Below are 21,926 nucleotides of genomic sequence, written 5' to 3'. Positions count from 1 at the left end.
TACTCCTAGTGGTGGTATTCGCCGCCGTTGACGTCGAGGCACGCCCCCGTGATCGCCCGCGCCAGATGCGAGGCGAAAAAGACGACGGCATCGGCGATCTCGTCGGGTTCCGGCAATTTGCGCAGGTCGATGGAGCGCGCGGTCTCGGCGTAGACCTCGTCGGCGGAGATGCCGCGCTGCTGGGCAAGGTAATTGAAGTACCACTTCAGGTTGTCGGCCCAAATGTAGCCGGGCGCAACGGTATTCACCCGAATGCCCTGCGGGCCGAGCTCGGTGGCCAGGCTCTGCGCCAGCGCGAGCAGGCTCGCCTTCGCCATCTTGTACGGACCGAAGGTGCGCCGGGAATGCCGCAGCACCGCCGAGTTGATCATGATCACCGAACCCTTCGATTCGGTGAGCGCCGGAATGAACAGCCGGGTGAGCCGCAGCGCCGCAAGCACATTGGTCTCGAATCCGGCCCGCACCTGATCCAGGTCGACCTCGGCGAGGTCCACGATCGGCGGTATGGCGAACGCGTTGTTCACCAGCGTATCCACCCGCCCGAACGCGCGCACCGCCGATTCCACCAGGTGCACGGCCGCCGCCTCGTCGTCGATATCGGTGGGCACCACCACCGCACGCCGCCCCAGCTCGCCGATTTCCTCGGCCACCTCGGTGAGTCGCGCCTCGGTGCGCGAGGCCAGCACCACATCGGCGCCGGCCCGGGCGCTCTGCACGGCGATCGCCCGGCCCAGTCCGGGACCGACCCCGGAAACCACGACCACCTTGTCCCGCAACAACATCAGCCGAGCATCCTTTCCGCGACGGCCGCCTGCCGTGCCGCGATCCGCGCCCGCCAGTCCGCCTGCGTGATGCGCGCCTGTTCGTAATACGCCAGCCGTTGCGGCAATTCGCCGAACGGCACCACCTCGACGGCCGGACCGTCCTCCGGCTTCATCTCGCGGGACAGCCGCTGCCAGCGGAATTGGAGGTAGCCCCGATCGTGCCCGGTGCGCTCGATCCAGTTGACCAGTCCGGGATCTCGTTCGCTCACCACCAGCCGGATCATCCCGTCCGGATCGACGCGGGCCTGGTCGGCGGTGAGGCTGGTCTGGTGGTTGATGTAGTCCAGCGACAGGTACCACATGCTGCCCAGCTGGAAACCCTGATACGGCGCATCGGATTTCGGCACCGTGATGATCATCGCCTGATCGTCGGCGAGTTCGTAGTGCCCGGCCGAGGAGAACTGGGTGGTGAGACCGCCCGGGGTGGAGCGCGGTTCGGTCATAGTGTTCACCGGCAGGTTCAGATAGAACCATTTCGGAAAGGCCAGAAAGGTATTCAGCCGGGAGATCAGCATCTTGCCCGCGACGCGGTAGCGCTTGGTGAGCAGGTCCTTGCTCAAAGGCGGTGGCGCGGCGCCGATCCGGTCGACCCGTTGGATGCGGATCGTGCCCGGGCGTTCCGCGCCCCAATCGCTGAACACCTCCCGCACCACCAGCATGGCGGAATCCGGGGCGAGCGGAACGTACCCGGGACCGGCTTCGCCTGGGCCGAAACGGATTTCGTAAGTCCCGTCCGGGCGGATGTCGACGGCGCGGTCGTCGAACGCGGTCAGGCTGTCCGGCACATCCACCGGCGAATAGTCACCGTTCAGCACCTGAAAGCTGAGATCCCTTGTGCTGCCGCGGCTTCCGGTGACGATGTATTCGGCGTCGGGCCGCAGGTAGGAGTGGAAGTAGAGGGTGTCCGGATTGTCGAGACCCATTTTGGTGTACGGGCCGGTGGACTGCACGAAGAACGGGAAGTCCCGCTCGTAGGCCCATGCCATCTGCAAGGCCGCGCGGATGCTGCCCGCCAGATAGTCGTAACCCTCGACGAGGTCCTGTTCGGTCCGGATGTGCGGGGCGGCGGCGATGATCTGCTCGGCGGCGGCGATGGCTTCCGCGAACGGTTGTGTCAGCAAGAGGCGCTCCGGTCGACTGTTCCAAATATGTACCACTCTGGTACATTTCGATACGAGCAAGATTAGAACCTGTTCTAGGAGTTGTCCATGGTCGCCCGTAGATCCGCGCCGACCGCCCGCGTCGTCCAGCTGCTGGATTACTTCGTCGAGCACCGCGGCAAACGCTTCGGCCTCTCCGAACTGGCCCGCGAACTGGATATGGCGAAGCCCACCTGCCTGGGCATACTCACCGAACTCAGCGCCGGCGGCTACCTCGTGCGCGATCAGCAGACCCGCACATACGGGCTGGGTCCCGCGCTCATCGCCGCGGGCCGGGTGGCCCAGGACGGGTTCACCGTCGCGGCCCTCGCCCGGACCCGATTGCAGGAGCTCAGCGCGCGGTACCGGACCACGTGCACCGCGTCGGCAGTGGTCGGATCGCAGATCGTGGTGCTGGAGAGCACCGGGCCCGGCATGGTAAAGGTCGGCGCCACATACGATTTCGCGCCGCCCGTCGGCCTGATGTACGTGCTGTGGGATGCCGATGCCGCACTCGACGCCTGGCTTGCGACGCCGCCGTCGGTGCCGCTGAACCAGGACGAATCCCGGCTGCGGCAGGTGGTCGCCGAATGCCGCGAACGGGGATACCTGATCGAGAGCATGACCGCGGCGGGCCGCAGGCTGTATTCGCTGCTGGCCGGTGTCACCGCCCACGATTTACCCGATGAACTGCGCAAACTCGTCGGCGAATTGGTTACGAGCCTGGGCGAGCGGGTGTATCTGGGCGCCGATCTGCGACCGCGCAAGGAACATCCGGTGAGCCTGCTGGCCGCGCCGACCTACGGCGCCGACGGCAGGCAGAACATGGTGCTCACCATGTATGTCGGCAAGCCCATCACCGGAGCCGAAATCGCCAGGCGCGGTGCGGAATTGGTCGCGGCGGCGGATAATGTGACGGCGGAGTCGGGTGGTGTGCGAAACCGGAACGCACCATTGACCAGTGACCGTAACTTGTTCTAGTTTTGGGGCGTGAGCCAGTACGCGAAGTCGACGGCGAACACCTACGAGCTGGCGCATCTGGACGCGCTCGAGGCCGAGTCGGCGCACATATTCCGAGAAGTCGCAGCCACTTTCGAACGGCCGGTGCTGCTGTTCTCCGGCGGCAAGGATTCGGTGGTGATGCTGCACCTCGCGGCCAAGGCCTTCTGGCCCGCGCCCGTACCGTTCCCGGTGCTGCACATCGACACCGGGCACAATTTCGACGAGGTGATGGACTATCGCGACGACACCGTCCGGCGGTTGGGCCTGCGGTTGATCGTCGGCCGGGTGCAGGACGATATCGACGCGGGACGGGTGACCGAGCCGACCGGACCGCGCGCCTCGCGCAACCGACTGCAGACCACCACGCTGCTGCGAGCCATCACGGAGGGCCGATTCGACGCGGTATTCGGCGGCGCGCGCCGCGACGAGGAGAAGGCCCGCGCCAAGGAGCGGGTCTTCAGCTTCCGCGACGAATACGGCCAGTGGGAACCGCGCAGCCAGCGCCCCGAACTGTGGAACCTGTACAACGGGCGCCACCGCCCCGGCGAACATATCCGGGTCTTCCCGCTCTCCAATTGGACCGAGCTCGATATCTGGAGCTACATCGCCGCCGAGGACATCGAATTGCCGTCACTGTACTACGCGCACCGCCGCCCCGTCGTGCAGCGCGACGGAATGTTGTTGGCGCACACCAGATTTCTCCAACTCCTCGATGGCGAACAGCCCTACGAGGCCACCGTTCGCTTCCGCACCGTCGGCGACGCGACCTGCACCGGCTGCGTGCAATCCACCGCGGCCACCCCCGCCGAGGTGGTCGCCGAGGTCGCCGCGGCCCGCGTCACCGAGCGCGGCGCGACCAGGGCCGACGACCGAATCTCCGAGGCGGGCATGGAGGATCGCAAGCGAGAGGGCTACTTCTGATGACAACCACCCTGCTGCGCCTGGCCACCGCGGGCAGCGTCGACGACGGCAAATCCACCCTCATCGGCAGGCTGCTCTTCGATTCCAAGACGATCTTCACCGACCAACTCGCCGCCGTCGAACGGACCAGCCGCGACCGCGGCGACGACTACCCGAATCTGGCCCTGCTCACCGACGGCCTGCGCGCCGAGCGTGAACAGGGCATCACCATCGATGTCGCGCATCGCTACTTCGCAACGCCGCGAAGGAAATTCATCATCGCCGACACCCCGGGGCACATCCAGTACACCCGCAATATGGTTACCGGCGCGTCCACCGCCGATCTGGCGCTGATCTTGGTGGACGCGCGCAAGGGCGTGGTGGAACAGACTCGGCGCCATGCCTTCCTGGCCGGGCTGCTCGGCATTCCACACCTGGTGCTGTGCGTCAACAAGATGGATCTGGTGGGCTGGTCGCAGCAGCGGTTCCTCGAAATCCGCGAGGAATTCGCCGGATTCGCCACCAAACTCGACGTCGCCGACCTCACCTTCGTGCCGATGTCGGCCCTGCACGGCGACAATATCGTGCACCGCGGCGCCAGCATGCCCTGGTACGAGGGCACGCCGCTGCTGCATCACCTCGAAGAGGTGCACATCGCCTCCGACCGCAATCTGATCGACGCGCGTTTCCCGGTGCAGTACGTAATCCGCAGGCACGCCAATGATTTCCGCGGTTACGCGGGTACGGTCGCCGGCGGGGTGTTCAAGCCGGGCGACGAGGTCGCGGTGCTGCCTTCCGGATTCACCACCAGCGTCGCCGCCATCTGGGGTCCCGGCGGCGTTCCGATCGCGGAAGCCTTTCCGCCGCAGGCGGTTACCATCCAGCTCGCGGACGAAATCGATATCTCGCGCGGCGATCTGATTTGCCGCCCCAACAACCGGCCGCACGTCGGGCGCGACCTCGACGCGATGGTCTGCTGGTTCGCCGACGATTCCGCGCTATCCCCCGGCGCCACCTACACGCTGCGCCACACCACCCGCACCGCGACCGCCGAGGTGCGCAGCCTCGACTACCGGCTCGACGTCAACACGCTACATCGAGACGAGCACGCGGAATCGTTGTCGCTCAACGAGATCGGGCGCGTGCAATTGCGGACCCGGCAGCCGCTGCTGTTCGATCCGTACCGGCGCAACCGGGCCACCGGCAGCTTCATCCTGGTCGACGACACCACCAACAACACGGTCGCGGCGGGGATGATCACCGGACCCACCCTGCCGTCGTCCCGGGTGATCTGGCACAGCACGGCCGTCGGCCGGGAGGAACGCGCCACCCGCGGCCTCACGGTCTGGCTCACCGGGCTGTCCGGCTCCGGAAAATCCACCGTCGCGGTCGAATTGGAGCGGCGGCTGGTGGCGTCGGGACGGCCCGCCTTCCTGCTCGACGGTGACAATCTGCGGCACGGGCTGAATGCCGATCTAGGGTTTTCGGCAGCCGACCGCGTCGAGAACGTGCGCCGGGTGGGCGAAGTCGCGCGCCTGTTCGCCGAAGCCGGTGTCGTGGCGGTTGTTTCGCTCATCAGCCCTTATCGCGCCGACCGCGAGAAGGTCCGGGTCGCGCACCGAACGGCCGGGTTGCCGTTCGTGGAGGTCTTCGTCGATACGCCGCTGGATATCTGTGAGGCACGCGATCCGAAAGGTATGTATGCCAAGGCTCGGGCGGGTGAGATTCGCGGTTTCACCGGAATCGACGACCCCTACGAAACCCCGGAACACCCCGACCTGGTCCTACACCCGGGCGACGGCGATCCGGCCGCCATGGCGGCAGCCATCCTCGCATTGCTGGGCGACCTCACCTGAGCCGACCGACCGTCTTTCCGCCATCACATATGGACTGAGGAGATCGCATATTCAACTGTTCCGGCTCGGCGATATCGGTGCTGGTCACCACGGACGATAGTTATTGTTCGGAGCCCGCCGCCCGATACCGAACAACGCCACCGGGCGCTATACATCGGTGTGCGAATACTTATTCCCGCGCCGTGCCGGACCGGCGCCGTCGTATCGGCCCGCCCGGCTCCCCAGTTCCTTGGGGATATGCGGAAACTCGGCCTACGGCAACATAATTCGAATCCCATCCGATCCGGTCGGATGCAGCTATTCGAAGCAGGGGAAATATGAATACCATCAAGAAAATCGCAACCGCTCTCGCAGTCTTGGGCACGGCTGTCGCGGTTCCGGCGGCCCGAACCCGCCTATATTCAGTACGTGACCTTCTGCATCTAGCTCGATCAGAAGTTCACACCAAACGGCTCGAAAATATTACCCCTAATATTGTGCGGGGCAACGAATCCTGTACAGGAACAGCCCGATACGAACGTGACAGGGGCCGACCGCATGGTCGGCCCCTGTCACACCGTTGCGTGGAAGAATTCGCGGATATCGCCCACCAGCCGATCGGGCGCCTCGCGGGCCGGGAATGGTCGCCGCCGTAAAGAATTCCGACCAGTGGGTGATATCCAGCCGATTACCCGGCGTCGGATCGAGCGATCGACGCGGATTCGGTCTCGCCGGTGCGGCGCGCACACAGCACGGTGACCGCCACGAGCACCGTCCAGACCGAGACCGTGAAGGCCGCTACGCGTTCCATCCCACCCATCCCGATCACCGGGCCCCGCTGGCCGAAGAACAGCACCGCGGACACGACCGCGACAACGGCGAGGACCCGGGTCGCCGACCGCACCCGGCCGAACGCGGCGGTCCGCGGCAGCCAGCCCGCGCAGACCAGCCCGATATTGCCCAAACCCATGATGAACAGCGCTCCCAGCAGATGCAGGTTCTCGTCGACATCCGCGGGAGCCAACCCCACCACGATCCATCCGACGGCGGCGACCATCAGCAGAATGCGCGCGGTCCACCCGAATGCGCCCCGCCCCCAGTACGCTCCGGTCAGCACCACACCCACCAGCAACAGAATTCCCTGCGCCACAAAAGATACGTTCATGACCCCGTGCAGGGGTGAGCACACATAGCGGGGACGCGACTCGTCCCACATTCCACAGCCGACATTTCCCAGATCGCTGATGTTGTTGTCCGCCCAACTGTAGGGCGTCGCCCACGCCGCTCCGACAATCAGTTGGACGACCAGAAACTGTGCCGCCCCGGCCAACCACGCCACCACACCGACCCTGCCACTCACCACGACGTTCCTTCCTGTCCCCCCGGCAACCGAAACCTGTTACTACACAGCGAGTTCGACGCCGGACTCGCGGCATCAACCTACGGAAAACGACCGGCGGCGGGCAGCCTGCTACCGCCCCGAATACCGGTAGTGCCAGCACGACCTTCGACATCGTTTCGAACTGCCCGGCGGACGCCGGTATGCCCGGGAAAGCGCGGTGTTGTCGGCTTCGGGCGGTCTGCACATAATTGGCTGGAGCCGAGGGGGTTTCGATGCGATTTTTCCGGGAGCGGGCGCCGTTCACCGACCCGCCCGTAGCCTTGTCGCTGGGGGAATTGGAGCACGGGTTGGCCCGAGCCCGGCGGGCGGCTCGGGAGGCGCGGCGGTCTGTGACGCGAACGGCACGCTCGCAGTACCGCCGATACCGGGCGAGTGTGGGCGCACAATACCTGGACTGGCCACGTTGGCAGGCCGAGTATTTGCGCGAGTACCGCTCCCCCGGCATGTCCGGCCGCAAAATGCTTGGGGCGGAATGCCACCCGGCGGCGCGATGTAATAACGCTGTTCCGCACACTTCCCAGTGATGAGCACAGTGCACGGCGATCGCTCGGGAAGAATTGGGGCAGGTTCTGGACCTCGCTATCTGGTCGGGGCCAGCCGGAGAAAGGTGGAGTTATGCGCCTACGTGCGGCAATCGCGGGCGGCGGGCTCGCGATCCTTGCGTTCATCGGAGCGACACCTGCGGCCCATGCGGTCGAAACACGCTCGTACACACAACAATTCGACCCGCAGGGTGGCACCTGGCATTTCATCGAGTGGTACAGCACCGAGTCGAAATGCATCGACGGCGGCCAGCAGTTTCAGCGGGAACATGCGATCAGCGAGTGGAGTTGCGATTTCGTATCCGAACACCACCCGCCGTCGTGGGGTCTGTCCGGTAGATGAATCCCTCCTGCGCACAACACCTTTCAACCGGTAGGTAACTTGCCGCAGGTGTATCGGCGGCGAGAACACCCGCCGCCGATACATATTCAGCGATATCTCACCTCGCCAGGCGGACGACTCGCCAGCGGGCTACAGGGCCAGGCCGCCGTTGCACAGCAGCGTCTGGCCGCTGACGTAATCCGACTCCGGAATACAGAACAGGTACACCGCACCGGCGGCCTCGCTCGGCAGGCCCGCGCGCCCGAGCGGGATCATTTGTTCCATGGCGCTCAACAGATTCGGGTTCACGCCGACCTTGATTTCCCGGCCCTCGATATCGATGGTGCCGCCGCTGCCCGCGGGTGATTCGGTGAGGCGGGTCCTGATGACGCCGAACGCGACGGCGTTCACCGTCACGTTGTAGCGGCCCCATTCCTTCGACAGTGTCTTGGTGAGCCCGAGCACGCCGGCCTTCGCGGAGGAGTAATTCGCCTGTCCCGCATTGCCTCCCGTACCCGCGATGGATGAAACGTTCACCACCTTGCGGCACGGCACCGGCTCGCCCGCCGCGCGCGCCTGCTTCACCCGCGCCGAGATCACCGGCTGGGCGGCGCGCAGAATCCGGAAGGGCGCCTTGAGATGTACGTCGAGGATGGCGTCCCACTGTTCGTCGGTCATCTTCTGGATCACCGAATCCCAGGTGTAGCCCGCGTTGTTGACGATGATGTCGAGTCCGCCGAACCCGTCGACCGCGGTCTGCACGAAGCGTTCGGCGAAACCCTCGGCGGTGACGCTGCCGACGCACGACAGAGCGCGCCCGCCCGCGGCCTCGATCGCGGCGACGGTCTCCTTGGCCGGATCCGCGTCCAGGTCGTTGACCACCACCTGCGCGCCCGCACCCGCCAGCTTCATCGCGATCTCGCGGCCGATGCCGCGGCCGGAGCCGGAGACGATGGCCACCTTGCCGTCGAGCGTTCCCATTTGGTACTGCCTTTCCGCCGAATCCACCGGCAGCTCGTGCTAACCGTGATTCACTTGACTTCGGTGAATCACGGCCAGTATCACCGGTAACGACGATCCTCGGGACAGGTTTGGACGGTTCTACCCGTTCACCGGCCAGGTGCGCGACCCGCCCCCGGCAAGATCGACACCGCTCGACCGCACCGGATCGAGACACGCCCGAGCGCGTGTATCCTCGGCACCGCTGTGACCGCCACAACACCGCCTACCCACAACACCGCCGATGAAGTACCGCAACACCGAAGACCTTTGGCTCGAAAGGACCCGGCCCGATGCGTTCCACCCTGCTCTCGCGCCGCGACCTCGATTTCCTGCTCTATGAATGGCTCGATGTCGAGGAACTGACCAAGCGCGGGAGATTCGCCGACCACTCGCGCGAAACATTCGACGACATCCTGGAGCTGAGCGAGCAGCTGGCCACGAAATACTTTGCGCCACACAATAAACGGGCCGACGCGCAGGAGCCCAGCTTCGACGGCGACAAGGTGACCATCATCCCGGAGGTCGCCGTGGCGCTGGACGCCTTCGCCAAGGCCGGACTCGTCGGCGCCACACTGGATTACGAATTGGGCGGCAGTCAGCTGCCCACCACGGTCGCGCAGGCCAGCGCGGCCTGGTTCACCGCGGCCAACGCGGGCACCACCGGCTACGCCTTCCTCACCGCCGCCAACGCGAATCTGCTTGTCGCGCACGGCTCCGCGGAGGATGTGCGGCGGTATGTCCGCCCGATGCTGGATGGCCGGTTCTTCGGCACCATGGCGCTGTCCGAGCCGCAGGCCGGATCCTCGTTGGCCGATATCGTGACCCGCGCCGAACCGCGCCCCGACGGCACCTACCGCCTGTTCGGCACCAAGATGTGGATTTCCGGCGGCGATCACGAAATGGGCGAGAACATCGTGCATTTGGTGCTGGCGAAGATTCCGGGCGGCCCGACGGGCACCAAGGGGATATCGCTGTTCATCGTCCCGCGCTATCTGGTCGGCGCGGACGGCGCGCTCGGTGAACGCAACGATGTGGTGTTGGCCGGGCTCAATCACAAGATGGGCTACCGCGGCACGGTCAATACGCTGCTGAACTTCGGCGAGGGCAAATTCACTCCCGGCGGTGCGCCCGGTGCGGTGGGTTACCTGGTCGGCGAGGCGCATCGCGGGCTGAGCTACATGTTCCACATGATGAACGAGGCCAGGATCGGCGTTGGGCTCGGCGCCGCCTCGCTCGGCTACACCGGCTACCTGAAATCGCTCGACTACGCGCGCGGCCGTCCGCAGGGCCGGTCCAAGGCGCTCGGCGACCCGAACGAACCGCAGGTGCCGATCGTCGAACATCCCGATGTGAAGCGAATGCTATTGGCGCAGAAGAGCTATGCCGAGGGCGCGCTGGGGCTGGTGCTGTTCTGCGCGCGGCTGGTGGACGAACAGCACACCACCGAGTCGGCCGACGAAAAGCGCCGTGTCACACTGCTGCTCGACCTGCTGACCCCCATCGCCAAGAGTTGGCCGTCGCAGTGGTGCGTCGTCGCGAACGATCTCGCCATCCAGGTGCACGGCGGCTACGGCTACACCCGCGAATACGATGTGGAACAGCACTACCGGGACAACCGGCTCAATCCGATCCACGAGGGCACGCACGGTATCCAGGGCTTGGATCTGTTGGGGCGCAAGGTCACCCAGCAGGGCGGGGCGAGTCTGCTGGAGCTCGGCGCCCGCGTCACCGCGACCGTCGCGGCCGCGCGGGCCGGCGGCGTGGAGGCGGCAGCCCTTGCCGCGCAACTCGATTCGGCGTGGCAGCGGCTGGTCGAGGTGACGGCGGCGCTGTGGTCCACCGGCGATGTCGAGGCGGCGCTGGCCAACAGCTCGGTCTATCTAGAGACGTTCGGGCATATCGTGCTGGCCTGGATCTGGCTGGAGCAGTTCCTCGCCGCCGGCACCGGCGCGGGCGATTTCTACGAGGGCAAACGCCATGCGGCCCGGTACTTCTACCGGCACGAGCTACCCAAGACCGGGCCGGCGCTGGATCTGCTGGCCCGCGCGGATTCGACCACCCGCGAGATGCGCGACGCCTGGTTCTGAATTCGGGACAGCTATCACCGGACGTATCATTCGGTGATGCCCGCAGCACCGCGTAACCCGCCCCGATCGCCGGGGCGGCCCGCATCGGCCACCCGCGAGCAGGTCCTGGACCTGGCCAGACGATCGTTCCTGGCGGGTGAGCGGGTCGATGTGCAGGCCATCGCGGCCGAACTCGGGCTCAGCCGCGCCTCCGTCTACCGCTGGTTCGGCTCCCGGGACGGATTGCTCGGTGCGGTCATGGCGGGCGAATACGAGACGATGATCGCCCGCGCCGACGCGCATCGGCGTACCAAGGGCGCGCAACGCATCGTCGACGTGCTCAACCGGGTCGACCGATGGATGGTGGCCAGCGAGGCGTTCCGGCACTACTTCGACAACGAACCGGTGTCCGGGCTGCGGGTGCTCACCGCGGGCGACGGCCCGGTGCAGCCGAGAGTGGTTGCGGCGGTGGAGGATCTGATCGCCCGCGCCGAGGAACAGGATGGCTACCGCCCGCCGCTGGACCGAGGGCTGTTGGCGTACGCGCTGGTCCGGCTGTGCGAGGCGTTCCTGTACAACGATTCGGTCGCCGGAATCCGCGGCGATATCGACAGATTGCGCGCGGTTCAATCCGCCTTGCTCGGCCGCTCGGCCTGAATCGGGACGGCTACCGCCCGCGAAACACCACGGTCCCATCGGGATTCTCCAGACGGCAGCGCCCGATTCATCGCCGGGACGCGCCGATCACGGCTCGTCGGCGACTATCACGATCCCGCTCGGTGCGTCGAGCAGCGGAATGGTCCGCGCCGCCGCCTGATCGACGTGGATGCGCGGATGCCCGGGCAGCTCGTTCTCGTAATACGTCCCCGGACCGTAGAACTCGCCGTAGCGCACCACGACGCCATCGATGGCCAGCACCGCGGCCTCGTGCTCGCGCACCGCCGGGCTACTCACCGCGGGCTCGAAGGCGACGCTCTGCGCCAGAAAGCGTTTCGCGCCCGCGGCCACCGCGGCGGCGATCAGATTCCTGGTGCCCTCGGTCCGAATGCGCGCGTTGTTCGCCCGCCCCGCATCCAGCCGCGCCGGATCGTCGGGCAGGTCGGTGAGTTGATGTATGACCAGATCGGGCGCGTGGGCGACCATCGCGGCGGACAGCGCCGCCGGATCGTAGACATCGACGACCACCGGCTCCACCCCCGCGGCCCGCAACGCGCCCGCCTTATCGGGCGAGCGGGTCATGCCCGCGACCTCGTGCCCGGCCGCGATCAGCAGCGGCGCCAAGCGAGTTCCGATCACGCCGGTCGCGCCGGCCAGAAAGATACGCACGCCGTCGAGGGTAATCCGCCGCCCCGCCCGGTGAGCCCCGATGCCGTCCGGTGCAGGATGGCCCCATGACGCGCCAGATCTCCCTCCGGATCTCGACGATCCTCACCGCGCTCGCCGTCACCGTGCTGCTCGCCACCACCGTCACCTTCGTGACGCTCTGGGCGCTGGCCCGCAGCGAACTGCACGACCGCGACGTGCGCGCCGCCGACGACCGCCACGCCGAACAGGTAGCCATGGATTACGCGGTCGGCTCGTCGACCATCGATTACCGGGACCCGAAGGCCTGGCTCACCCGGCTGCAGGCGAACACCACCAAGGAGCTCGCCGCCAAATTCGCCGCGACGGCACCGCAATTGGAGCAGGTGATCACCCCGTTGCAGTGGACATCGACCGCGAAGCCGATCCGCGCGGTGGTCGCCTCCGAATCCGGCGGCGTCTACCGGGTGGACGCCTTCCTCGATGTGGCGTCCACCAGTTCGCAGGCGCCGCAGGGCGGCCGCAACACCGTGGCATACGACATCACCGTCGACCGGAACCAGGACTGGAAGATCACCTCGGTGGGCGGCGGACTTCAGGGACCGCTCGCCGGTAAGTGACCGGCCCGTAACTATGCTCTGGTGCGCAGCGGTATCGAGACGGAAGTGGAGGGCCCGGTGGCCGATCGGGAAGTGCTGACCTGGGAGTTGTTCGGCAAGGCGAGCCGGGAGCTGGCGACGACCATCGCCGAGGACGGATTCGAACCCGACCTCATCCTATCGATCGCGCGCGGCGGACTCTTCGTGGCCGGCGCGCTCGGCTACGCGCTGGACGTGAAGAACCTGCACGTCATGAATGTGGAGTTCTACACCGGTATCGATCAGCGCCTCGACATGCCGGTGATGCTGCCGCCGGTGCCGCAGGCCGTCGACCTGGCCGGCGCGACCGTACTGGTCGCCGACGACGTCGCCGATACCGGCGCCACCCTGAAACTGGTGCGCGACTTCTGTTCGAAGCATGTGGCCGAGGTCCGCTGCGCGGTGATCTATCAGAAGCCGCGTTCGGAGGTGGACTGCGAATACGTCTGGCGGCACACCGATCGCTGGATCAATTTCCCGTGGTCGACCGAACCGCCGGTGGCGCAGCGCACACCGAAGGTGCTGGAGGCGTAGTCAACCCGGCAGGCGGCTGCGGCCGTCCTGCACCTCGGCCACCAATTCGCCGTAGGCGATTTCGAGTTCGGCCAGCCGGGTCCACGCCTCGTGCATCCGTGGACTGCCCGGATCGATCGTCATCAGCAGATCGAAGGCGTGATCGGAGGCCGCGGCCATCCGGTCGAACATGGCGCCGAGCGATTCCGGCCACCCGCGCGCTCCCGGCGCCACCTGGCTGGCGACCCAGTCGTCGATTTCGGCGACGAGTTCGCTACGGAAACAATCGATCTCGGCGGCGCGCGCCGGTTCGACGCGCCGCAGCCGATGCAGTTCGGACAGCCCGTACGCCTGCACACACAGCGGACCCTGCAGATAGTGGCCGCGCAACGCGGCCAGCAACTCGTCTTTCGACGGCAGCACCGAGCGGACGTGATCCGGCGCGATCATCTGACCGGCACCCTCCCGTCACCTCGGCGTCGACTTATTCCCCCACGGAGTACCACGCCGAGGCCCCACCGACTCATGCAATTTCGGCAACACGTTGATAGCCGGGCGCGTCACGGTTGCGCGACTCGCTCGGACACCACGCTGTCCAGCCGCTCGCCGAGCGCATTTATCTGGTCCCGCAACGTGATCAGCGTGTCGATCGGGTAGTCGACCGCGGCGAGCACCGACTCGATCATATGTCTGGCCCGCTGACGCAGCGCCAAACCCGCTTCGGTGGCCCGCAATTCGACCGCGCGGCGGTCGTGCGGGCTGCGCACGCTCTCCACCAGGCCGTGCGCCTGCAGGCGCTGGATCAGCGGCGAGACGGTACCGTAATCGAGCCGGAGCTGTTCGCCGAGTTCCTTCATCGTCATACCCGGGTGCTCCCACAGCGCGAGCAGCGCGAGGTACTGCGGGTAGGTGATCTCCATCGCGTCGAGGAACGGCCGGTAGGCCGCCGTCATCGAGCGCGACGTCGAATACAGGGCGAAACACAGCTGCGAGGTGAGCGAGAGCAGGTCGTGGTCCGACCCCCCGGCGGTTGCGACGGCCGGGCCGGGAGTTGCGGCCGCTCCGACACGCACCTCTGATGGTGGATGCGCAACTTCGGGCATGCCACCGACTCTACGCACTCGCGCCGACACTTTCCCGCCGTCGCTCTCGGGGGCAACGGCGCTCGCGTGTCAAGCCGTGAGAGCTGACGGCGGCGACCGTGGTGGTCGCCCAGATGACAACGTCGTGAATTCGACCCGCATATCCTTCCATTCGGAAACTATCTCCGGGTAGGTTCGCAGCGCGGCAACAGGATACGGACCGCCGCGCGAACGGAGAGGTTGTGCTCGATGCGATTCAAGGCGGCCGTGATCGGCGCATGCGCACTCGCCGCGACCATGTCGGTGGCCCCGCCGACGGCGAATGCCTGGGGCAGACAAGGCCATAGCACCTCCGCCGCCATCGCGGATACGCGATTGACCGCGGCGGCCCGCGCCGAGGTCGATCGACTGCTCGCGGGCGAGCCGGATCCGACGCTCGCCGGTGTCGCCAACTGGGCCGACCAGGTGCGCGCCGACGATCCGGAACTCGGAAAGCGCTCGGCGCCATGGCATTACGTCAATATCGCGGAAAACGGCTGCGTGTACGATCCGGCGGTGAACGGCAACGACGGCCAGAACGTCATCGAGGCCCTGCGCACCCAGACCGCGATCCTGGCCGACCGGACCCGCCCCGACGCCGACCGCGGCCAGGCGCTGAAATTCGTCGTCCACTTCGTCGGCGATATCCATCAGCCGATGCACGCCGGATACGCGGGCGATCGCGGCGGAAACGAGTTCACCGTCAACTATCTCGGCCGCGATACCAACCTGCATTCGGTGTGGGACAGCCGCATGCTCGACACCCGCCGGTCCACCGACGACGAGGAGGTGCGGCGCCTGCTGGCGCTGCCCGCGCCCGACCTGCCCGCGCCGCGGCCGGATACCGATCCCGCGCGCTGGGCGCAGGACAGTTGCCGGATCGCGACGAGTCCCGGTGTGTATCCGGCCGATTCCACCATCGGGGACGAGTACACCCGGCAGTTCCTGCCGGTGGCCGAGGCTCAATTGCGCCTGGCCGGTGAGCGTCTCGGGCAGCTGCTCCACGCCGTGCTCGGCGGACCCGCGAGCGGTTCGGCGGGCAGCTGAACATCCCACTCGGTTGCGGCCGAGCGCGCCCTCCTTCAGTCTGCTTATGCGACAGGATATTTCGAGGAGGAGCAGGATGGGTCAGCGGTACGAGCTCGACGATACGGTGGATCTCGATACGCCGAATATCGCGCGGATGTACGACTATGTGCTCGGCGGCGGAGCCAATTTCGAGATCGATCGGCAGGCCGCCGAGGCAATACCCGCCGATATGCCGGGCAGCCGGATGTGGGCGCAGGCGAACCGGGCCTTCGTCGGCCGGGCCGTGACCGCGCTGTGCGAACTGGGTATCGATCAATTCCTCGACCTCGGTTCCGGCGCACCGACGGTCGGCAACCCGCACGAGATCGCGTTGCGGCACAACCCGAATGCCCGGGTGGTGTATGTGGAGCGGGAATTGGTGGCGGTCGAATACGCGCGCATCGTGCTGGCCGATGATCCGCAGGCGTCGATGATCCGGGCGGATCTGCGCGATGTGGACGGTGTGCTGAACGCGGCGAGCGCCGCCGGGATCGACTTCGCCCGGCCGGTCGCGATTCTCGCGATGGCGGTGCTCGACCTGCTGGAGGAGATCGAACCCGCCGAGCTGGTGGCCGCCTACCGTGACGCGTGCAGTACCGGTAGCGCACTGGGGATTTCGCATGCGGTCGCCTTCACGCTCACCGCCGAACAACAGGAGCGGGTGTTGTCGGTGATGCGGCGCACCAATACGCCGGGCGCGGGATTCAAAACCGTCGGCGACGTCACCGAGCTGATGCACGGCTACACGCTGCTGGAGCCGGGAGTCGTGCCGCTGGACGCGTGGCGTCCCGCCACCGAGATCGACTTCGAAGCGGCTCGTCGCACGAATTATGTTGGCGCCGTTGGCATCAAGCGGTCCTGATCACGAGCGCGGGCGTTCGGCGTAAGTCGGCGGCTGCCCGCGGGCACGGCGGGTCTTGGTCCGGTACATCGCCAGATCGGCGTCGTGCAGCAACTGTTCGGGGCCGCGGCGCTCGAACGGGCGCACCGCCGTGACACCGATGCTCGCGCTCACCGTCAAACGATGGCCGCCGTCCAGCACGACCGGTTCGGCGACGGCGTCTTCCAGCCTGCCCAGCAACTGCCCGAGATCCGGTCGCGGTGCGCCGGGACCGAGCAGGACGGCGAATTCGTCGCCGCCGAGCCGGGCGATGGCGTCGCCGGGCGGCAGCACCCGTCGCAACCGCTGCGCGATCACCTGCAGCACCGCGTCACCGGCGGCATGACCGAGGCTGTCGTTGATCTGTTTGAAGCGGTCCAGGTCGACGAACAGCACATGGGATAGTCGCGATCGCGCATCGCCGGACTCCAGCATCGTCTCCAGCCGCTCGATGAGTTCGGCCCGGTTCGCCAGACCGGTGAGCGGATCGTGGCGGGCCTGCCAGTCCAGTTTGGCCTGCAAGACCCGGCGTTCGGTGGTGTCCTCCCCGACCACCAGCAGATGCGTGCCCGCGGCGACCGTATTCGGGACCGGCGAGACCGTCCAGCTCGCGAAGCCGTAATCGCCGTCGCCGCGGCGGTAACGGGTCTCCAGCCGGACCGTGCCTGCCGCGATCTCCTTGCGCACTCGGGCCGGGATCTCGACGCGTTCGTCCGGATGTGCGAAGTCGAGCAGGTCCAGGCCGTACAGCGCGTCGATCGGCCGATCCAGCATCCGCGCCAGCGTCGGGTTCGCGTCGACGATCAGGCCCGCCGTGTCGACGACCGTGATGGCGACCCCGGCGTTGTCGAACACCGCGCGGAACCGGCTTTCGGCGGCCCGCTGCGCGGCGATCACCGCCAGCTGCAGCGCCTCTTTGCTGGCCTCGCGCTGGGCGAGCAGGGCGGCGGTGTAACCGGCGGACAACTCACCGAGCAGCGCGATGAGCCGCCGGGAGTCGGAGGTCAGCGCCAGCAGCGTCGGCGTGCTGCGCGAGAGCACATCGGGATTCGTGAGATGGGCCTGCACCAATCCGGCGCCGACCCGCGCCGCCACCGACGGATCGAACGGCTCGGCGTCCAGTGCGGCGCGCAGCTCGGCGACGAAACCCGCCAGCAACGCATGCAACTCGGCCGGATGCAGCGGCACGAAGCTGGTTCCGGTGAGCGCCGCCTGCCATTCCCGCGCGAGCGCGTCGGCGGTCGGGTCCGGCCGCACCACTAGCTCCCGGCCGATCGGTCACCGGCGGGCAACACCTCCCCGCGCACGAACGAGTTCCGGACCATCCCGACGGCAGGATCCGCATTCCGAGCAACCATCCAGACCACCCCTCTGTTCGGTCGGCGACCGGAAGGCACGATCCGGGACGGACCGGCCCCCGGCATCCCCGCCACAACACCATACGCAACGACGGCCGAGCCCACCTGAATCGGCAGACGGCGCACCATCATTCACCGCAGGTACCGGATCAGTAGCGGCTGAGGATCAGATCCGTCTTCAAGATGTCCACCGGTGCGAGCAGCCCTTTCGCCTGGAGGGTCGAAATCGCTTGTTTGCGAAGCCTTTTCGCCGAGTCGATGCCATCGGTCTTGAACGACAGCTCGATGACGGTCTCGGTGCCCGCGCCGGAGCCGTCGCGCACCGGAACCACCTCGATACCGAGTTCGACGCCCTGCCAGTTGCCCTTCCATTCCTTCGCGGTGACGGGGCCGTGCCTGCGCGCGGCCCGGAGTTTGGTCCGGCCCCAGTCCGGTGCGGTCCAGTCGGCCAATTTGCCGGGCATATCGCCCACCAGCATGGTGCGCGCCTCCGGTTCGTCCGGAAGTGTGGTCCCCGCATAGCGTTTCGCGGATTCGGTGGCCTTGGCGGCCATGCTCAGCGTCAGCCGGTCGTAGGTCCAGTCCACCTGGGCCTCGAATGGTGAGCCGAAACCCTGTTGCCTGGCGGCGGCGAGTGCGGCATCGACCGCGCCGCCGTCGATCGGAAACCGCTTCTTGTAGTTGAGATCCAGCTTGCCGCCTGCCTTGTGCCGCAACCGCACACTCCAGCCCGCGCCCTTCAACTCCAGCGGATCGGTGTCGAGGAATTCGTAGGACAGTTCACGCGAATCGGCGCCGAGACCGAATGCCGAGCGCACGTCGGCATTCGGTGCGCCCGACGAATCGAGCGCCGCCGCAACAAGATTCAACTTCACCTCGACCTCGGTCGAGGCGGCCGCCGACGCGGTGGGCGCGGCGGACTCGCCGAAGGTGACGGCCATGACAACCAGGATCGCGGCCAAGTATCTCGATCTGGACATGCGACGAAACATACTGGCATCTACCGTGATTCGCGATCAGCGCAGTGCGATCGGGCCACGCAACTGCCGGGCCGCGGCGGTGAACCAGCCGAGATGATAGCGGCCGCCCTCCCGGCGGAACGCGGCACGCAGCTCATACCAGCGCAGACCCGGATGCCGGTGGTGCACGCCGTGCAGGTTGAAGCTGAGCGCGAAACGTTCCAGCACGCGGGGCAGCCGCAGATTCATCGCCTCCAGCGGCCGGTCGAGTTCGGTGCCGTAGTGATAGGCGTTGTCGGACAAGGAGATTATCAGCGCCCGGCCGCCGATCGCCGCGAGCAACATCCAACCGCGCCCGCCGTAGCAGGCGAAAGCGACCGCATACAGGGCCACGATCGCCACGGCGTCGGTGCGGAACCGCCCGAGCGCCCGGGGCTGCGCGAGATGTTCGAACAGCGGCCCCGCAACGGAATCCGGTGCGTCCAGCCGCTCGGCGAGCCTGCGCAATACGGGCGCGGGCAGCGGCGTGAGCAGTATCGCGACGACCTCGAGCAGATACAGCCCGCCGAGCAGCCGCAAATAGTATCCGAATGCCGCTCTCCCCCAACTCGATATCGCCGGATCGTAGATTTCGCCGCGATCGCGCACCCGGCTGAACCGGTGATGCAACAGATGTCCGGCCTTCAGCAGCGCGAACGGCGACCCGTACAACACACCGAGCACCCGCCCACAGCGATCGTTCACCTCGCGCCGAGAAACCAATATGCCGTGGATCGCCTCGTGGATCAGCGACCAGAACGGCGTCGTCAGCAGCACCAACGGCACCAACATCCAACCCCAAGCCGCGCTGCGCGGCAACAGAACCACCGGAAGCACGACCAGCTGCAGCAGTCCCACCGCAACAGCCACCCCGAACAACCACATATTGATCGGACGCCCCCGACCACCGGATCGATGATCGGAAGTCCGGTCCGCGGCAGAGGTTTCGGTCATCAGCTGTGGCCCCCTACGGGTCGCGCCTACCCACTCCACCGCATATCGTGTCCCGCCCCGGCCCACCCGGCAACTCCAACGCGCACCGCGCTCGTCTGCCGAGTCAGGGGAGACGGTCGAAGAGCCAGGGCATGATGGATTGGACTGCGGCATAGCCGAAGTCGGTGTAGTCCTCGTCTTCGACGAACCAGAGCCAGTTGCGGGCGCATTGGACGAGGGTCCAGGCGCGGGCCTTGTCGGGGTCGAGGGCGGCGGTTTCGACGATGGTGGCGAAGCGGTGGGCGAGGTCGGATTCGTGTTCGCGGTTCCACAGGAGGGACAGCATGGTGAATTCGAGGTCGCCGGCGATGGGTTGCGGGTCGATGACGAGCCAGGGTTCGCGGGCGCCCGCCAGGACGTTCTCGTAGTGCAGGTCCTCGTTCACCAGGAGGTGGTCGGCCGTCGGGCCGAGTTGGCGGCAGATATCGACGACGGCGTCGAGATGGATGCGCGGGAATGGTGCGCCGAGACGGTGAAAGTCCTTGGGGAGCTGTTCCATCCAATGTTCGGATTCGGTGCGCAGGTCTCGGGAGATACCCGGCGGCGCGGGAATTGCCAGGCGGCGCAACAACTCCGCGATGATCCGCTCCGCTTCACCGATCGGATGTTTATCCAAAGACCTTGCGGGATCGAGACGTTCGAGCAGTAGTGCACCGTGCTCGGCGTCGCTGTCGAGCAGCAGCACCGCACCACGGCCCTGCCACGCGGCCAGGGCGGCCGGCTCGTCCCGGGTCTCCGGGGTCTGCCAGCCCAGTTTGAGCACCACCTCGGTTCCGTCCGCGCGCACCGCGGGCAGCACCAGCGCCCCGTACCCGTGCATCGGCGCTCCAACGAAACGCAGCTGCCAACGGTCGGCGTATCGGGCCGCCAGCTCGGGCAGTCCGTCGAGCCACTCCCGGGACGCGGGCTCCATCTTGACCAAACGGTCGGCGAAGAACTCCGGCACAACGATCACCCGTCGAGCATCTCAGCCCTGTCCATCGATTTTCCCGCTGCCACCGCCTCCGACCATGGGCGGTTTCGGCGGCGGCCTCGCCCAATTACGGTTGGCGCATGGCAGATACCGGTACCGCTAGTTCCCAGCCACCGAATATCCCCGGTGTGCGCAGGTATTTCGTCGAGGCGCGCGGCGTGCGCTTCCATATCACCGAGGCCGGTCCGGCGGGCGGACGTCCGGTGTTGCTGCTGCACGGCTGGCCGCAGCACCATTACGCCTATCGTGATCTGCTCGCGGACCCGCCGGACGGAATGCGCGTCATCGCACCGGATCTGCCCGGATACGGTTGGTCCGGGCCCGCGCCGCATCGGTGGGCCAAGGACGATGTCGCATCGGATGTCCTTGCGCTGCTGGATGTTCTGGAGTTGCCGCGGGTGTTGCTGGTCGGCCACGATTGGGGCGGCTTCGTCGGCTTTCGGATGGTGTTGCGAGAAGAGGAGCGCTTCGAGGGTTATCTGGCTCTGAATATCGCGCATCCCTGGGTGCCGAAATCGATTGCGCTGCGGAACCTCTGGCGCTTCGCCCTATATCAACCGCTCGTCGCCACCCTGGGTGTGCCGCTGCATCGCCACACACCGATGCTCGAATGGCTGATACCGCGCGCCATGACCAACCGGGAGGCCATAACCCCGGAAATCGTGCACGCCTTCGCCGACAGCTTCCGCGACCCGGTCTCCGCCCGCGCCGCCGCCGACACCTACCGGACCTTCTGGCTACGCGAACTCCCGAGCGCCGCACGCAATCCCGAGCGCCGCAGGCCGACGATCCCGATCCGCGCGCTGTTCGGCCTCGACGACACCGCCATCCATCACTCCATGGCCGCCGCCGAAACCGCCATGGCCGACGACTACACCTTCGAAGCCGTCCCCGGCTGCGGCCATTTCATCGCCGACGAACGCCCGGATATCGTCCGCGCCCGCCTCGTCGAACTGGCCGCGGTCACCGCATAGCCTCCGATTTGAAGCTTTTGCCGCACTGTCCTGCCGATACCGCCGAAAAGTCCCAACAGGTTGTTCAACGATAC

General features: G+C 66.8%; 22 protein-coding genes. 11 read left to right on the top strand and 11 right to left on the bottom strand.

The genetic code is table 11. The features are described 5' to 3' along the window. Positions 1-5: 5 nt before the first annotated feature. Both LGY53_RS31290 and LGY53_RS31285 read right to left on the bottom strand, forming a co-directional pair. On the bottom strand, positions 6-782 hold the full coding sequence (locus tag LGY53_RS31290) for an SDR family oxidoreductase (RefSeq protein ID WP_225730284.1): 777 nt from the start codon (positions 780-782) through the stop codon (positions 6-8). Continuing rightward, complete coding sequence (locus LGY53_RS31285) at positions 782-1,945, bottom strand: hypothetical protein (RefSeq protein ID WP_225730283.1); 1,164 nt, start codon at positions 1,943-1,945, stop codon at positions 782-784. The genes LGY53_RS31290 and LGY53_RS31285 overlap by 1 nt, the downstream gene beginning before the upstream one ends. Before the next feature lie 87 nt (positions 1,946-2,032). Between LGY53_RS31285 and LGY53_RS31280 the strand changes: the two genes are divergently transcribed. The 3 genes from LGY53_RS31280 to cysC are packed head-to-tail and all read left to right on the top strand — an operon-like array spanning position 2,033 to position 5,721. Next, positions 2,033-2,944 (top strand): helix-turn-helix domain-containing protein, encoded by a 912-nt coding sequence (locus LGY53_RS31280; protein WP_225730282.1) that lies wholly within the window; start codon positions 2,033-2,035, stop codon positions 2,942-2,944. Between the two features lie 9 nt (positions 2,945-2,953). Further along, complete coding sequence (gene cysD, locus LGY53_RS31275; protein WP_225730281.1) at positions 2,954-3,886, top strand: sulfate adenylyltransferase subunit CysD; 933 nt, start codon at positions 2,954-2,956, stop codon at positions 3,884-3,886. Continuing rightward, a complete protein-coding gene (gene cysC, locus LGY53_RS31270) occupies positions 3,886-5,721 on the top strand; it encodes an adenylyl-sulfate kinase (protein WP_225730280.1) in 1,836 nt (611 codons plus the stop codon). The genes cysD and cysC overlap by 1 nt, the downstream gene beginning before the upstream one ends. Before the next feature lie 667 nt (positions 5,722-6,388). Here the strand turns inward: cysC and LGY53_RS31265 are convergent. Then, a complete protein-coding gene (locus tag LGY53_RS31265; RefSeq protein WP_225730279.1) occupies positions 6,389-7,060 on the bottom strand; it encodes a DUF998 domain-containing protein in 672 nt (223 codons plus the stop codon). A 657-nt stretch (positions 7,061-7,717) separates the two neighbouring features. Here LGY53_RS31265 and LGY53_RS31260 point away from each other — a divergent pair. Beyond that, complete coding sequence (locus tag LGY53_RS31260) at positions 7,718-7,987, top strand: hypothetical protein (protein WP_225730278.1); 270 nt, start codon at positions 7,718-7,720, stop codon at positions 7,985-7,987. A gap of 129 nt (positions 7,988-8,116) precedes the next feature. Here the strand turns inward: LGY53_RS31260 and LGY53_RS31255 are convergent, their stop codons facing one another. After that, on the bottom strand, positions 8,117-8,947 hold the full coding sequence (locus tag LGY53_RS31255; protein WP_225730277.1) for an SDR family NAD(P)-dependent oxidoreductase: 831 nt from the start codon (positions 8,945-8,947) through the stop codon (positions 8,117-8,119). A gap of 311 nt (positions 8,948-9,258) precedes the next feature. On the opposite strand from LGY53_RS31255, the gene LGY53_RS31250 reads away from it, so the two are divergent. Then, the gene (locus LGY53_RS31250; RefSeq protein ID WP_225730276.1) at positions 9,259-11,055 is read left to right on the top strand and encodes an acyl-CoA dehydrogenase; all 1,797 of its coding nucleotides are present in this window, start codon (positions 9,259-9,261) and stop codon (positions 11,053-11,055) included. Positions 11,056-11,091: 36 nt separating this feature from the next. Then, positions 11,092-11,691 (top strand): QsdR family transcriptional regulator, encoded by a 600-nt coding sequence (locus LGY53_RS31245; RefSeq protein WP_225730275.1) that lies wholly within the window; start codon positions 11,092-11,094, stop codon positions 11,689-11,691. An 87-nt stretch (positions 11,692-11,778) separates the two neighbouring features. Here LGY53_RS31245 and LGY53_RS31240 read toward each other — a convergent pair whose 3' ends face one another. Beyond that, positions 11,779-12,360 carry an NAD(P)-dependent oxidoreductase gene (locus tag LGY53_RS31240; RefSeq protein WP_225730274.1) on the bottom strand — a complete coding sequence of 194 codons (582 nt, stop codon included), beginning with the start codon at positions 12,358-12,360 and terminating at the stop codon, positions 11,779-11,781. Positions 12,361-12,425: 65 nt separating this feature from the next. On the opposite strand from LGY53_RS31240, the gene LGY53_RS31235 reads away from it, so the two are divergent. After that, the gene (locus tag LGY53_RS31235) at positions 12,426-12,956 is read left to right on the top strand and encodes a hypothetical protein (protein ID WP_225730273.1); all 531 of its coding nucleotides are present in this window, start codon (positions 12,426-12,428) and stop codon (positions 12,954-12,956) included. A 57-nt stretch (positions 12,957-13,013) separates the two neighbouring features. Then, positions 13,014-13,508: a phosphoribosyltransferase gene (locus LGY53_RS31230; RefSeq protein ID WP_225730358.1), complete on the top strand. Its 495-nt coding sequence runs from the start codon at positions 13,014-13,016 to the stop codon at positions 13,506-13,508. On the opposite strand, the gene LGY53_RS31225 is transcribed toward LGY53_RS31230, so the two are convergent. Further along, positions 13,509-13,937 carry a hypothetical protein gene (locus LGY53_RS31225; protein ID WP_225730272.1) on the bottom strand — a complete coding sequence of 143 codons (429 nt, stop codon included), beginning with the start codon at positions 13,935-13,937 and terminating at the stop codon, positions 13,509-13,511. 110 nt (positions 13,938-14,047) lie between these two features. Further along, positions 14,048-14,590, bottom strand: a complete 543-nt coding sequence (locus LGY53_RS31220; protein WP_225730271.1) for a MarR family winged helix-turn-helix transcriptional regulator — start codon at positions 14,588-14,590, stop codon at positions 14,048-14,050. 228 nt (positions 14,591-14,818) lie between these two features. Here LGY53_RS31220 and LGY53_RS31215 point away from each other — a divergent pair, with 228 nt between their 5' ends. Continuing rightward, the gene (locus tag LGY53_RS31215; RefSeq protein ID WP_225730270.1) at positions 14,819-15,655 is read left to right on the top strand and encodes a S1/P1 nuclease; all 837 of its coding nucleotides are present in this window, start codon (positions 14,819-14,821) and stop codon (positions 15,653-15,655) included. Positions 15,656-15,731: 76 nt separating this feature from the next. Then, positions 15,732-16,538, top strand: coding sequence for an SAM-dependent methyltransferase (locus LGY53_RS31210; protein WP_225730269.1), 807 nt, complete (start codon positions 15,732-15,734; stop codon positions 16,536-16,538). Here LGY53_RS31210 and LGY53_RS31205 read toward each other — a convergent pair whose 3' ends face one another. The 4 genes from LGY53_RS31205 to LGY53_RS31190 all read right to left on the bottom strand — a co-directional run bounded on the left by LGY53_RS31205 (position 16,539) and on the right by LGY53_RS31190 (position 20,860). Next, a complete protein-coding gene (locus tag LGY53_RS31205; protein ID WP_225730268.1) occupies positions 16,539-17,813 on the bottom strand; it encodes a sensor domain-containing diguanylate cyclase in 1,275 nt (424 codons plus the stop codon). 250 nt (positions 17,814-18,063) lie between these two features. Then, positions 18,064-18,894, bottom strand: a complete 831-nt coding sequence (locus LGY53_RS31200) for a hypothetical protein (protein ID WP_225730267.1) — start codon at positions 18,892-18,894, stop codon at positions 18,064-18,066. Between the two features lie 36 nt (positions 18,895-18,930). After that, positions 18,931-19,782 (bottom strand): fatty acid desaturase, encoded by an 852-nt coding sequence (locus LGY53_RS31195; protein WP_225730266.1) that lies wholly within the window; start codon positions 19,780-19,782, stop codon positions 18,931-18,933. Between the two features lie 187 nt (positions 19,783-19,969). After that, positions 19,970-20,860, bottom strand: a complete 891-nt coding sequence (locus tag LGY53_RS31190; protein WP_225730265.1) for an aminoglycoside phosphotransferase family protein — start codon at positions 20,858-20,860, stop codon at positions 19,970-19,972. A 98-nt stretch (positions 20,861-20,958) separates the two neighbouring features. Here LGY53_RS31190 and LGY53_RS31185 point away from each other — a divergent pair, with 98 nt between their 5' ends. Further along, positions 20,959-21,852 (top strand): alpha/beta fold hydrolase, encoded by an 894-nt coding sequence (locus tag LGY53_RS31185; protein ID WP_225730264.1) that lies wholly within the window; start codon positions 20,959-20,961, stop codon positions 21,850-21,852. Positions 21,853-21,926 lie beyond the last annotated feature (74 nt).

The organism is Nocardia sp. JCM 34519.1 (assembly GCF_020361265.1).
Lineage (GTDB): Bacteria > Actinomycetota > Actinomycetes > Mycobacteriales > Mycobacteriaceae > Nocardia > Nocardia arthritidis_A.
Note: the sequence above shows the minus strand (reverse complement) of the source record. Positions and strands in the feature narration are given on the sequence as shown.